The following is a 12937-nucleotide window of genomic DNA, read 5'->3' as shown; positions in this document are numbered from 1 at the left end:
GGTGCTCCTTCAGGAGGGGGGCGCTCCGTGAGCCGTGCACCCGGGGGGGGGAAGGGGGAGGGCGCACGGCTCACGGAGCCGGAGGGGGATGGTCGGTCAGGCGCGGGAGAGGAGGCCCTCGCGCCACAGCAGGCGGACGACGTCCTCGGCCACGGGCAGCTCGGCAAGGGTGAACCGGTTGCGGCGCAGGATCTGTGCGAGGGCGGGAGCGGCGGCCGCGGGGAGGGTCAGGACCCGGTCGGCCAGGTGGAGGAGGAGGTGCTTGCCGTCCTCGACGGCGCTGAGGACGCTCTCGCGGTGGACCGTGAAAGCGGTGTCCGGGGTCAGGCGGTCGTCGGCCAGGACCGCCGAGACCTGGCGCAGCGGCGCCGGGAACTGCCGGATCGCGGCCTTGCGCAGGACCTCCGCGAGCTCCTCGTCGGAGGACTGCGCGAACCAGTCGGCCAGTCCCCTGCGCAGGGCGGCCACCGCCTCGACGGCAGTATCCGGATCGCGCACGAAGTCCGCGGGGAACGTCGTACGGCCGGGCACCTGGACGACGCGGGACAGCAGCTCGCCCACCGCCCAGTGCTCGGTCCACGCCGTCAGGCTGAGGGTGAGGTGCAGGGAGGAGACGCCCTCGCTGCGTGCGGAGTGGACCCAGCCGCGCGGCAGCCACAGCACGTCGCCGGGCTCCAGGGTGAGCACCTTCCACGGCTCGACGGCGTCCAGCCGCTCGGTGGTCCACTCACCGCCCTCGCGCAGGCGGTCCCAGGACTCGTGGGCGAGGGGGGACGGCAGGACCGGCTCCCGGAGGGTCCACACCTTCGTCCCCTCGACCTGCACGATGAAGGCGTCGCGCGGGTCGAAGTGGGCGGCGAAGCCCTGGGACTTGGGCGGGGTGATGTACGCGTTCACGTGCACCGGGCGCGAGGTGTCGTGGGCCAGCTCGCGGGTGAAGCGGGCGATGGGCTCGCTGTATTCCTGGAGTCCCTGCATCACCAGGGAGGCGCCTTCGGCGAGTTCGCCGCTCGTCTTGCGCAGGTCGGGGGCGTCCGCGTACATGAGGGTGGCGCGGGTGTAGCGCTGGTCGGCGATCTGGGCGCCGTCGCGGATCACCCGGAAGTCGGGGAGCCGCCGGCCGGACGCCGCCAGCGAGGCGTCCAGGGCCTCCCAGCCGAAGAGGTCCGCGAACCGGTCCGAGGCCCGGAACACCACCGGTTCGGCCGGGGGGCCGGCGCGGAAGGCCTCGGGGTCGGCGGTCAGCCTGCCGAGCGCGCCGAAGACCGGGTGGGAGAGGGGGGAGTTGCCGCGTGTCGTCATGCCGTCCTCGCTGCGGTCGGGAGGGGGGTGGGGAGTTCGGGGCCGGCCTGGCGGGCCAGCAGCAGGTAGCTGCGCAGCTCGTCGAGCGTGCTCAGGCCGAGCCGGTTGTGGAGCATGTGGACGTGGGAGAAGAGGATCCGGGCCGTGTACACCTGCTCCGGGCCGAGCTGGTGCAGGACCGCCTCGGACAGGGCCGCGTGCCAGCTGCGCAGGGGGCCCGGAGCGGCGGCCCGGGCGAGCAGGTCGTGGCCGTCGGCGGTGAGGCGGTCGGCCGCGAGGACGCACTCCGCCTCCAGCGCGCTCAGCGCCGCCGCCGGATATCCGGCCCGTCCCGCCCAGTCGTTCCAGGAGGTGGCCCCGAACGCGGTGAAGCGGGGGGCGTCGAGCACGGACGCCGCGACGGCGGTGGCCCGCAGGGCGAGTGCCGTACGCGCCCTGTCGGAGGGCCGGGTGCGCAGGAAGGCCAGGCACAGCTCGCTGGAGGTGCCGAAGAGGGCTTCGGAGACGGCGATGAGGGAGGCGCCGCCGTAGCGCTCGTACTCGGGGACGTACGGGTTCTCGTACACGCCCGGCGGCAGCAGGTCCAGGTCCTCCACGGGAACCCCGCCCTCCCCCGCCGTGGCCAGCCGCCGGGACTGCGCGGTGAAGCGGGCGGGGTCCAGGGGCTCCTCACCGGGCAGGAGCCTGTTCGCGGCGGCGAGCCGCTGTTCGAGGGTGCGGGTCAGCGCGGCGGCGGCCCCCGCGGGCAGGTCGCGCACGCGCAGGCGGATGTGCGGCCCGCCCTGCCAGTAGCGCATGAAGAACCAGCTGCCGGACGGCACTTCGGCCATGGCCGGGCCCACCACGTCGGTGACGACCCGGTCGCCCAGCGGCCGCTCGGCGGACGCGAGGTGCAGGTGCCAGGAGGTCCACGTCGTCATGTCACAACCTCAGATCCAGGGGGAGTCCGTTGAAGCGGGGGGTGCCGCTGATGACGGACAGCAGGACGGTCTCGTCGGGTGCCAGGCCCAGCGGCCGCTGGACGGCGAGCCCGTCGAAGGCGCGCGCCGGGCGGGCGTAGAGCCCGTGGGCGGCGGCGTTCAGGCACAGGCCCTGGGTGATCCAGCCCGCCACGTACTGGGCGAGGGTCCAGGCGGCCGGCCCGAGTTCGGCGACCAGCTCGTGCTGGCGCACCGAGCAGAACCAGACGGCGGAGGCGTGGCGGACGTCGCAGCCGTTGCCGGGGGCCAGCTTGTAGCCATAGTCCCGTTCCAGGGCGGCCAGGGCGCCGGGGCCGGGGCGGTGCGGCAGCAGCCGGTCTCCGGTGAGCCGGTGGACGCCGTCCTCGAAACCGTCCGTGGCCTGGACGGCGACGGTGACGTTCACCTTCTCGGCCACCCGGCGCAGCAGTTCGCCGGGCGGCGCCACCGCCGCCCAGGCGGCGGCTCCGGTCAGGGAGCCCTCGGGGACCCGGCGCAGCCGGCCCGCCATGCCGGTGAGCCCGCGCGGCATCCGGCCGGAGCCGCGCTCCCACAGCACCTCCGCCCAGGACAGGTCCCGGGCGGCCGCACCGCCGGCGATGGCGGGACCCAGCGGGACGGGGCCCGTGTCGCCCGCGGCGGCCTGGGCCCGGTTGACGGCCAGCAGCTCCTCCAGGGACGGGTCGGGGTGGACCGGCCCCGCGGCCGGGGCGACCGGCCCCGCGGCCGGGGCGAGCGGCTCCGACGGGACGGGGACGCCCGCCCGAGCTGCGAAGTCCGCCAGGTCCACGGCGAGGGGCCAGCTCCACTCCCGGTCCGCGAGACCGAGTTCGGCGAGGAGGTCACCCGAGGCGGGCAGCGTGAGCCGCCCCTCCAGGCCGAACAGCTCCAGCGCCACGGCCAGCGAGCGCAGCGAGATGCCCAGCTCCAGCTCGGTCAGGGTGCCGCGGAGCGGACCGTAGAAGGCCGGCAGCCGGGTGTACCGGCCGGCCAGCAGGATCCGCGGGGCGCCGCCGGTACCACAAGAGGCCGTACCGGGCAGCTCCGCCAGCGCGTGCCGGTGTACGTCGAGCACCTGGGGGCGGCCCGTGCCGGTGACGAAGGCGTGCACCGGGAAGAGGCTGCGTACGGAGGGCAGCGAGCGGTGCTCGAAGTACGGGTTGGTCAGCTCGCCCCGCTGGAGCCCGAACGCGGTGATCAGCGCCCGCTCCACCCGGTCCGCCGCCCCCGGCACCCGGCCCGCCGGGAACGCGGCGCGCTCCAGCAGCTCGGTCGTGCCGTACGGCAGCGGGGTGCGGGTCGCCGACGCCCGGTCCGCCCCGTCGGGGAGCGGGCCGGAGGCCTCGGCGACCTGGGCAGGGGTGGGGAACTGGGAACGGCCGGTGCCCTGAGCGTGGGCATAGCGCAGCACGCGGCGGGACAGGGTGTCCGTCGTCATCGGGTGCCTGCCTCCTCTCATGGGAAGGGGTGGGGGTCGTAGGGCGCCTGCCGGTGTTCCTGCGCGGTGCCGCGCAGCGCGGCGGTGAGCCGGGGCAGGCCGGCCAGGCGCTGCTGGCTGTGGCCGAAGCACATCGGGAGGATCCCGGGCACGACCGCCTTGGCCACGGCCACGCCCAGGTCGGTGTGGTCGCGGGTGGACTGGTCGACGAGGAGGATCCGGTCCAGGCCCGCGTCGGCGAACCGCGCCCGTACGAAGTCCAGGGCGCCCCGTACGGTGCCGCCGGCGGCCCGCACCAGGCGGTCCGGCCAGTCCGGGAAGGCCTCGTGCACGGCGACCCGGGGGCCGCCGAGGACGGCCGTGACCCGGGGCAGGGTCTCGGGGCGGTTGTACAGGTCGACGTGGTCGTCCAGCAGGTCGACCTGCCAGGGGTCGGCGACCATCCGCGCGCCCGCCTCGGGATCGCCCGGAGGCCGGGTGACCATCTGGGTGAGCTCCCACAGCGCGGCGCGCACGGCGGACTCCGGGTCGGCGCCCGAACCGGCGGCGGACCAGCTGGCGGGGTGGCCGCCGGTCCGGTTGACGGCCAGTGCCCACACCAGGGGGATGTCGATGTCCTGGGTGGCCACCAGGAGGTGGGCGTCGTAGCCGTGGATGTCGATGGTGTCGAGGAGCCGGTGCGAGACCGTGTCGCGCAGGCTCGCCGGATCGATGGCCGGGAGCGGCTCGGCCCGGTGCCAGGCCATCAGGAACGCGTCCCGCTCGGCCAGTTCGAGGAGGGAGTGCAAGGCTGCCTCGGCGAGCCCCGAGCCGAGGGCGCAGCCGCTGGAGGAGTCCGGGAAGTGGCTGCGGCGGCGGTCGGCGTGCTGGTCGCGGCGGGCGCCGTGGCGGTCGTGGCGGTGCAGGTACTCGTAGCGGTAGAAGCCGATTTCGGCGGGGACGAGGACCGGTTCGCCCGTGGCGAGGTCGTGGCCCCACACCCAGTCCATGGGGGTGTCGGCCGTGCTCGGGATGACCCGCGACAGGGGTTGGGCGAGCTGTTCGTCCGTGTAGGTGCCCAGCGAGGCCGGGTCGAGTGCACGGTCGGCGATGTCCCGGTAGGCGAGGCCGGTGAGGACCTGCCCGTGGTGCGGGAAGCTGCCCATGCGCTCGTACGCCTCCAGGACCGCGACCGACTCGGCGCGGTCGAAGGTCAGGGCCCGGCCGTAGCCGTGCGCGGGCGATTCGGGCAGCACCGCGTTGCTCATCGCGTACGGGGCGTCGATGTCGCGCATGATCTGGAGGACCGGCCCGTAGCGCGGGTCGACCAGGCGCCGGCGCAGCGCGCCCGGGGCGAGCAGCCCGGCGCCGCCGGTGCCGCGCACCGGGTCGTCGGGCGAGGCCGCGGGGTCGTCGAGGAGCAGCCGGGGCGGCCGGGCGGCCGGGTCGGGGGCGGTGGTGGGCTCCGCGCAGACGGGGCAGTCGAAGGTGCGCGGGACGCGGTGGCGCGAGAGCCCGTCGGCGCTCACCACGAGGAGCTCGCCGGGGGTGAGCGGAGTGTCGGTGAGGGAGTTCAGGGCGGCGTCGACGGCTTCGGCGAGGAAGGGTGACGGCGCTCGCGCCGCACGGCAGGGCTCTTCGAGGCGGTCCGTCAGGGGGTGGTCGACGGCGATGCGGGACCGGGTCTCGGCGCATCCGGGGCAGCCGGAGTCGGTGTCGGGCGCCCAGAGCGGGCCGACGAAGACCTCGTTGCCGCCGAGCCGGACGGACAGGTGGGGCACCTGTGCGTCGCGGGCCCGCTCGTGGGCGGCGCGTTCGCGGCCCAGATCCCACTCGGGGTGGACGGCGACGGAGCCGGCGGGGAGGCCGACGGCCCTGGCGCAGCGGTCCAGGAGCCCGGGGAGGTCCGGCAGCCCGAGGAGATCCGGGACGTGCGGAACGTCCGGGGCGGTGATCATGCCACGGCCTCCTTCGGAAGAGCATCGATGTCGGCGGGGGCGTCGGCGGCCGGAAGGCCCGTCACCGCGCCGTACCACAGCGGGATCCGGCCCAGGACCGGGTCGGTGGCGCGCTCGCCGTGCGGGACGAGCCGCAGCCGGGTCTGCGCGGCCAGTACGGCCGCCTCGGCATCGGTGGCGTGCAGCAGCGCGGTGGTGTCGGATCCGGCGGCGACGAGCTCGCGCCCCCGCACCCGGCGGGTCTGGACGCGGGCCAGCGCCGTGCTGAGGGCGGCGACGGCCGCGCGGGCCGGGCCGGGTCCCCAGGCGGAGGCGACGTCCTGGCCGGTGGCTCGGTCGCGGACCAGGGCCAGCGGCCAGTCCACGCCCGGCACCCGGGACAGGCGGAGCTCGACCTCAAGGAACTCGTGGTCCTCCAGGGTGCGCCAGAGCACCTGCGCGGCCTTGTCGAGATCCTCGAAGGCGGGGGCGTCCCCGGCGGGTTCGGCCTGCGCGGCGAGCAGCCGCAGCGTGCCGTCGAGCAGCCAGCGCTCCTCGGTGGTGCCGGCGGAGGCGACGGTGCCGTCGGCGGTGGCCACCTGGGCGCGCAGCGCGGCGAGGGCCACGGACACCGACGAGGAGCGCTGATTGCCGCCCCAGGCCGCGACGGAGCCTCGGCGGCCGTCCCGGTGCTCCGCCTCGGCGATGCCCAGGGGCAGCTGCGGCAGGTTCTCGGGGGTGACCAACTCGAAGGGGCCGGTCCACTTCGCGCCGACGGCCTGGACGTGGGCCACGGCCTCGTCGAGGTCGGCGGCGGGGGCGTGGGCGAGGCCGGCCGGGCCGGCGGGCGCCAAATCGACGCGGGTGGCGTTCAGTTCGGCGCCGTGGACCACGTACGCCGTCTCTCCCGGGGCTCCCGCGGTGCCGGTCAGCACCCGGTAGGCCAGCTGTCCGGCGAGCGCACCGGCCAGTGCGCCGGCCGCCGCGCCCAGCGGGGCTCCGGCCGCGTCCGGGGTCTTCACCCAGCCGGCGACCCGGGCGGCGACCGCCTCCGGGCGCCCTGCGGCGCCGGTCGTCTGCGGGCCGACCAGGTGGAAGCGCCCGTCCTCCCGTACGGGGACGATCGCGCAGCCGGGCGGCAGCAGCGCGGCCTGCCGGGCCACCACCCCGTTGAGCAGCTCGCCCGGGGCGAAGACGATCGCGGCATCCGCCTCCACCTCGACGCCCGCGGCCGTGAGCGGCAGGCGCCGGGCGCCCAGCCGGTCGGCGGTGTCGGCGACGGCGTCCGCGTCCGCGTCCGCGTCGGATACGGCGAGCACGAGTCGGCCCACTCCGGTCCGCGCGAGCCCGCGGGCGGCGGGCAGGACGGACGCGGCGGGACCGGAGACGAGCACGGTGGCCGCGCGCAGCCGCTCGAACGCCGCGTACGGGTCGTCGTGCAGCATCTCCAGATCGGCGAGCACGTCGCGGTGGCGCTCGCGGGTGCCGGCGTCCGGTTCCGGGACGCTGAGGGCGTCCAGGTCGAGGAGCAGGCCGGCCCGCCGCCAGGCCTCCAGCAGCTTGGCCACGACGGGACGGGCGGCCTCGCCGCCGAGCGCCGCGACGAGGGAGTCCTCGCTCGCGCCGTCCTCGAGCAGCGGGACGCACACGTCGGTCACCTTGAACAGTGCCGCCGGCCCGCGCAGGACGAACGACGTGCCCTCGGCTCCGAAGTAGACGCCGTCCCGCACGGGTGCGTAGTGCAGGGCCGGGCGCAGCCTCATCCGCATCGTTGCTCTCCCTGGTCCTTGTAGTGCCGGTGCCGTTCGGGTTCCCGGTCGTCGGTGGGCCCGCTGCCGGGCCGTGCGTAGGTGAACCGTCCACCGGACGGTCTGCTGATCTCGACCGCCCACTCGTAGGCGTGCGGTGACGCGCCCGCGGCGGGCAGTGCCTCTTCCACGAAGCCGCTGCCGTCACGTTCGAGGAACCGCGGCAGGGCCCTGGTGAGCAGCGCACTGGTGAGGTCGACGTACTGCGGTTTGCGCTGCTTGGCGGTGGAGCGGCCGGAGCCGGACTCCGCGCCGGCGCCGTTGCCCGGGACGGACGCGGGCTTCAGCATGACCTCGGCCGGCACCCCGTGGCGGGCGCGCCAGCGGGTGAGCGCCAGCATCCGGTCGGCCTCGCCGGGCCCCTGCCGGACGGCCTGCTCGAACTCCTCGCCCGGGTACCAGCGGCGGCGCTGGAGGACGACGGAGCCTGCGCACAGCCGCGGCGTGGCCGGCGCGGTGGGCTCGCCGCCGGGGCCGGGTCCGCCGAGGCCGCCGGGCATGCCCAGGTCGGGCAGCAGCCGGCCGCCCATGACCAGCCAGTTGGCCAGGCGCAGCGGGGGCGGAAGGATTTCGGGGTGGCCGGTGCCGAGGGTGAGGACGTGCAGGCGGCGGCCGTCGGCGTCGGCGACGTGCAGCCGGTCGAGGTCCGGGTCGTGGACGAGCCGCAGTCCGTACCAGTCCTCGGCGTGCAGCTGCCGGTCGAGGACGGGTGCATGGGCGTTGACGCTGACCCCGTGCAGGCCCCGGTCCTCGACGACGAAGGTGCCGTCGGCTCCGTGCCGTTCGAGGAGGCGGCGGCGCAGCCGGGGCAGGGCGTGGCCGCCGAGTTCGGCGTCGTGGCCGACGAAGCGGCCGTAGAGCATGCCGTGGCCGGGGTAGGAGTCGTTGAGGACCAGCCGTTCGCCGGCCGGCTGGACCAGGACGCTGTAGGCGAACGCGTCCTGGCGGAACCGGTCGGGCAGCGGCGCGGCCAGATCCGCCAGCCACCGGGCGGGCCAGACCACTTCGGTGTCGCCCTGGCGGCCCGCGAGGTCGGCACGGAGTTCGCCGAGGAGACGGGTGCGCAGCAGGCGCAGCGGGGTGAGGCTGTCGCAGCCGGCGACCACCCGCGCGTTGACCGTGCGCACCAGATGGCGGGCATGGTCGGTGAGGAGTACGGAGCCGCCGCGGCCGTAGCGCTCCACGAACACGTCGGTGAGCACGGCGCGGATGTCGTGGAGCCGGTCGAAGGCGGACAGGAACTCCATCGCGTGGGCGAGGTCGTTCAGCTGCCGGTCGTGGCCGCTGGTGTCGACCTGGGCCGGTGCCAGCAGGTAGTTCTCGGAGACGGTGAGCACGGCCGGGCGGCGGGCCTTCTCGCTCAGCGCCGAGGTGAGGGAGCCGATGCCGCGCAGGGCGTCGGCGCGCTCGGCGTGCCCGGCGTCGGCGAAAGCGGCCACGGCGGCCCGCAGTGCGGCGTGGGGAGCGGCGGCCAGCGGGTCGTCCGCACAGTCCTCCGGTCCGTCCGTCGTGCACAGGAGCCCGGCCTCCAGGGAGCCCAGGACGATGCCGGTGGCCTGCTCGGGGGTGGTGCCGAGGGTACGGGCGACATCGCCGGCGATCGCGCCGACGGTACGGGGGCCCATGTCCGTGGCGTTGAGGAGCCGGCGCAGGGGTTCGGTGAGGGAGGTCGACAGCAGCTTGCTGGTGTCGTCTCCGATCTTCACGAAGGAGATCCGGTCCGGGCCGGGGCCCGGGGAGAGGCTGGGCGCCTGCCGGACCCAGGTGCCGGGGTCCGGCGGGGTCCCCCGGCCGGCCGCGGCGACGTAGCCGAGCAGCGCCTGGTCGAGGTGCGGGAAGGACCGGGCCCCGGTGAAGGCGACCTCGTCGGGGCGGGTGCCGCCGGGTGAGGGGACGGCCAGGCCGACCGCCGTGAAGCGGGCGAGCGGGCTGGTGCGCATCATGGCCCGGGTCACGTACTGGAGCAGTCCGCGCTCGGACTTGGCGGCCCGGGACAGGGTGCCCTCGCGGTAGCGGACGGCCGCCCGGTGGACCTCGGGGGCCAGCAGCGCCAGCGAGCGCAGCAGGTCCTCGTCCCCCAGGAGGCCGCAGAGGGTGCCGCGCTCGCGGGCCAGCGCCCGGGGGTGTTCCTCGGCGGCCTCGGCGAGGAGCCCGTCGCGCAGGACGCGCAGCTCCAGCCAGGCGAGGAACTCGGCCGGGGCCGGGGCCGGCAGCGTGGCCGGGACCCGGTCGTTGTGCACGGCCCGGCGTACGGCGACCAGTGCGGCCCGCTCGTCGGCGGGGGCCGCGCCGATCCGCTCGTACAGGGCGTCGGTGCAGGCGGTGGCCCGTACGGCCAGTTCGGCCTCCACCCGGGCCAGTTCGTCGAGGACGCCGGCGAGGGCCGGGTCGGCGAGCCGGGTGCGCCGCAGCGGGTTGAGGCGCAGCATCCATACGGGCTCGGTCCGCTCCGCCGGGGGGCGCCCCGGGGTGTTCGCGGGGACCGTGCCCGTGGCCGTCGCCGTGACCGTTTCCGGGCCGGCGGCGGTGTCCGGCGGGGCGATCGCCGGGCGTTCTTCTGTGACGGTCACCGGAAGTCCTTCCGGATCCGGTGCGTGCGCGCGGCGACGCACAGCAGCAGTCCGCCGATGATCCAGGCACCCAGCACCAGGGCGACCCGGCCGAGTTCCCAGCTGTGCGCGGGCTCCAGCGCGGCCATGTCGTCGGGCAGCAGAGCCGCCCGCATGCCCTGGGCCATCCACTTCAGCGGGAAGAGGGCGCCGATGCGCTGCACCGTGTCGGGCAGGCCGGAGAAGGAGTAGTAGACCCCGGAGACGAACTGGAGGAGCACGAACGGGAACTGGACGGCGGCGGTGATGGTCCGCCGGTCGGTGATCAGGGAGCCGACGGCGATGCCCAGCAGGGCGGTGGCCGCGGAGCCGAGGAGGAACACCCAGGCCAGGGTGGCCCAGCGGCCGGGGGTGGTGGGCAGCTGGAAGCCGAACACGGCCACGGCCAGGCCCAGGACGGCGACGGACTGGAGCAGGGCCAGCACGAGGACCAGTACGGTCTTGGCGAGGAAGTAGCCGCCCGTCGCGAACGGGGTGCCGCGCAGCCGCTTCAGCGAGCCGTCGCCGCTCTCCAGGGCGATGCCGGTGGCGAGGACGCCGAACGCGGCGGACATGACGCCCGACGCGAGGACGCCGGCCACGACCACGTCGTGCATGGAGACGGTGTGGTCGCCCGCCTTCATCGTGAAGATCGAGCCGAAGAGCAGCATCAGGACCACGGGCAGGGCCATGTTCATGGCCACCGCGGTGCGGTTGCGGAAGAAGACCCGCAGTTCGGCGCGGGCCCGCAGGACGCCGGTGCGCAGGACGCCCGGCAGCGGGCCGCGGGCGGTCACGGTGCCGATCGGCGCCGGGGGGGCCTGCGCCGGGGCCGGGGCCGGGGTGGTGGCCGGTTCCCGGAGGGTCGGGGTGGGCGTCATCGGGTCCTGCTCCTTTCGTCCGTGTCGTCGCCGCCGCGTTGGCGGCCGGCGTCCTCGATCAGCCGCAGGTAGCGGCTCTCCAGGGAGGGGCGGCGGATCTCCAGTCCGGGCACGTCCGTGCCGAGCCGGGTGCGCAGTTCCTCCAGGACGGGTCCGACCTCGGCGGTGGTGACGGTGCGGGTGCGTCCGTCCTCGCGCCAGGACACCTCGGTCCCGGCGTCGCCGCCGCCCAGTTCGGCGGGCGGCGCGACCTCGCGCACGCGGCCGCCGGCGAGGACCGCCACGCGGTCCGCGAGCCGTTCGGCCTCGTCGAGGTAGTGGGTGGTGAGCAGGACGGTGGTGCCCTCGTCGCGGAGCCGCTCGATCATGGCCCAGCAATCGCGGCGGGCCTGCGGGTCCAGGCCGGTGGTCGGCTCGTCGAGGAACAGCAGCTCGGGCCGGCCCACGACCGCGAGGGCCAGATCCAGGCGCCGGCGCTGTCCGCCGGAGAGGGAGCCCAGGACGGCCCGGGGGCGGTCGGCGAGGTCCACCAGTTCCAGCGCTTCCCTGACGGGAAGCGGGTCGGAATAGCACAGACCGATCTGCTCGACGAGTTCACCGACCCGCCAGCCCTCGTGGTCGGTGCCGCTCTGCTGGACGATGCCGATGCGGTTGCGCCACGCGCGTCCGGCCTGGCCGGGATCCTCGCCGAGGACGGTGGCCGAGCCCCCGGAGCGGTGCCGGAAGCCCTCCAGGATCTCGATGGTGGTCGTCTTGCCGGCGCCGTTGGGGCCGAGCACTCCGAACACCTCGCCGCGGCGCACCTCCAGGTCCACGGACTCGACGGCGACGTGGGCGCCGTACGCCTTGTGCAGGCCGGTGGTCCGGACGGCGAGGTCCGCGGCGTCCGCGGTCCCCGTCACCGCTTCGGCTCCGGGCCAGCTGAGCGGACTCACGCCGCCTTCCTCTCCGCTGCACGCCGCAGCCGCTCGCGCCAGCTCTCCCCGTACACCTCGTCGACGGTCTCGGCGATGGCGAAGCACAGGTAGTAGCGCTGGATGGGTGTCACGCCGAGCAGGGGGAGCCGGCTGTAGAACAGGTTGATCAGGAGCCGGTACGAGGCGAACCAGGACGGGGTCCGGTCCGCGACCCGGCTCTCGGCGACGGTCGCGTGGAAGTCGCTGCGGCCCTCGCCGACGGGTCCGCGCTGTCCGGGCGGGGCCGTGGTCTCGCGGTCCATGGCGGGCGCCAGCCCGTCGAGCAGGCCGGCACTGAGGTCGCCGCGGGCCGCCGCGGTGTCGAAGACCCCCATGCCGTACGCGAACGCCGCCCGGAATTCGGCGGCTTCGGCGCTCTCCGCGCCGTCCCGGGCCCGCTCGACGACCGCGCGCAGCGCGGGCGCGTCGGCCTCCAGCCTGCGGGCGAAGGAGGGGCGCGGGTCCTTGACGGAGCTCGCCCAGTGAAGGAAGGCCTCGGCGTGCGAGCGCAGCGAGAACACCCCGTAGGCGGGGCCGCCGGGGTGGGCCGTGCACAGGGCGGTGAAGGCCTCGGCGAGGGCCGTCACGGGAACGCCTGCGTCCCGGTCGGCTGCGAGGTCCAGCAGCCGTGCCAGGGGGGTGAACATGCGGGTCAGGGCCAGGTCGCGGGGGGATTCCAGGGCGGCGGGCCAGGTCATGCCCGGGTACCGGTCGAAGAACTCGACGGTGCCGCGGGGGTGGAGCGGGAGATAGGGGGGCTCCACGCGCTCCAGCCGGCCCAGTTCACGGGCCTGGGCGAGGTACTGCTCGCCGGTCATCAGCTCGGGGAGTTCGTCCGCCCGCCAGTCGATGGAGCCGGCTATTTCCTGCCACGGAATTCCGTCCGGGCCGTGGGCTATGAGTTCGACGTGGGGGCCGTGCTTCCAGCCGCGGGCCAGATAGGCCACGGTGGCGTTGTGCTCGATGCGCAGGGACCGCACCACAGGCACCATCACCTGCGAAAGCCATCCGGGTCCGATCGGTGATTGCGCATGAAAGCGCATGCCGATCGTGCGCTCGTTCGGGGCGCCTTGCATGGGTCTCACCTCT

General features: G+C 75.4%; 9 protein-coding genes. All 9 read right to left on the bottom strand.

Annotated features, from left to right (window positions below; all coding sequences use genetic code 11):
• Positions 1 to 96 precede the first annotated feature (96 nt).
• Genes ACFYXV_RS16735 through ACFYXV_RS16695 form a run of 9 tightly spaced genes read right to left on the bottom strand, consistent with a single transcriptional unit; the run spans position 97 to position 12828 of the window.
• Positions 97 to 1302 (bottom strand): JmjC domain-containing protein, encoded by a 1206-nt coding sequence (locus ACFYXV_RS16735; protein WP_389383231.1) that lies wholly within the window; start codon positions 1300 to 1302, stop codon positions 97 to 99.
• The gene (locus ACFYXV_RS16730; RefSeq protein WP_385466657.1) at positions 1299 to 2222 is read right to left on the bottom strand and encodes a thiopeptide-type bacteriocin biosynthesis protein; all 924 of its coding nucleotides are present in this window, start codon (positions 2220 to 2222) and stop codon (positions 1299 to 1301) included. Before ACFYXV_RS16730 ends, ACFYXV_RS16735 begins: the two co-directional genes overlap by 4 nt.
• A gap of 1 nt (position 2223) precedes the next feature.
• A complete protein-coding gene (locus ACFYXV_RS16725; RefSeq protein ID WP_389383230.1) occupies positions 2224 to 3699 on the bottom strand; it encodes a hypothetical protein in 1476 nt (491 codons plus the stop codon).
• 17 nt (positions 3700 to 3716) lie between these two features.
• On the bottom strand, positions 3717 to 5636 hold the full coding sequence (locus ACFYXV_RS16720; protein WP_389383229.1) for a TOMM precursor leader peptide-binding protein: 1920 nt from the start codon (positions 5634 to 5636) through the stop codon (positions 3717 to 3719).
• Positions 5633 to 7384: a hypothetical protein gene (locus ACFYXV_RS16715; RefSeq protein ID WP_389383228.1), complete on the bottom strand. Its 1752-nt coding sequence runs from the start codon at positions 7382 to 7384 to the stop codon at positions 5633 to 5635. Before ACFYXV_RS16715 ends, ACFYXV_RS16720 begins: the two co-directional genes overlap by 4 nt.
• The gene (locus ACFYXV_RS16710) at positions 7375 to 9993 is read right to left on the bottom strand and encodes a hypothetical protein (RefSeq protein WP_389383227.1); all 2619 of its coding nucleotides are present in this window, start codon (positions 9991 to 9993) and stop codon (positions 7375 to 7377) included. The genes ACFYXV_RS16715 and ACFYXV_RS16710 overlap by 10 nt, the downstream gene beginning before the upstream one ends.
• Positions 9990 to 10892 (bottom strand): ABC transporter permease, encoded by a 903-nt coding sequence (locus ACFYXV_RS16705; protein ID WP_389383226.1) that lies wholly within the window; start codon positions 10890 to 10892, stop codon positions 9990 to 9992. Before ACFYXV_RS16705 ends, ACFYXV_RS16710 begins: the two co-directional genes overlap by 4 nt.
• Positions 10889 to 11827, bottom strand: a complete 939-nt coding sequence (locus ACFYXV_RS16700; RefSeq protein WP_389383225.1) for an ABC transporter ATP-binding protein — start codon at positions 11825 to 11827, stop codon at positions 10889 to 10891. Before ACFYXV_RS16700 ends, ACFYXV_RS16705 begins: the two co-directional genes overlap by 4 nt.
• On the bottom strand, positions 11824 to 12828 hold the full coding sequence (locus ACFYXV_RS16695) for a hypothetical protein (RefSeq protein ID WP_383337222.1): 1005 nt from the start codon (positions 12826 to 12828) through the stop codon (positions 11824 to 11826). Before ACFYXV_RS16695 ends, ACFYXV_RS16700 begins: the two co-directional genes overlap by 4 nt.
• Positions 12829 to 12937 lie beyond the last annotated feature (109 nt).

The organism is Streptomyces sp. NPDC002181 (genome assembly GCF_042890485.1).
Lineage (GTDB): Bacteria > Actinomycetota > Actinomycetes > Streptomycetales > Streptomycetaceae > Streptomyces.
The sequence above is the reverse complement of the archived record's forward strand: the minus strand, read 5'-3'. Positions and strand labels throughout refer to the sequence as shown.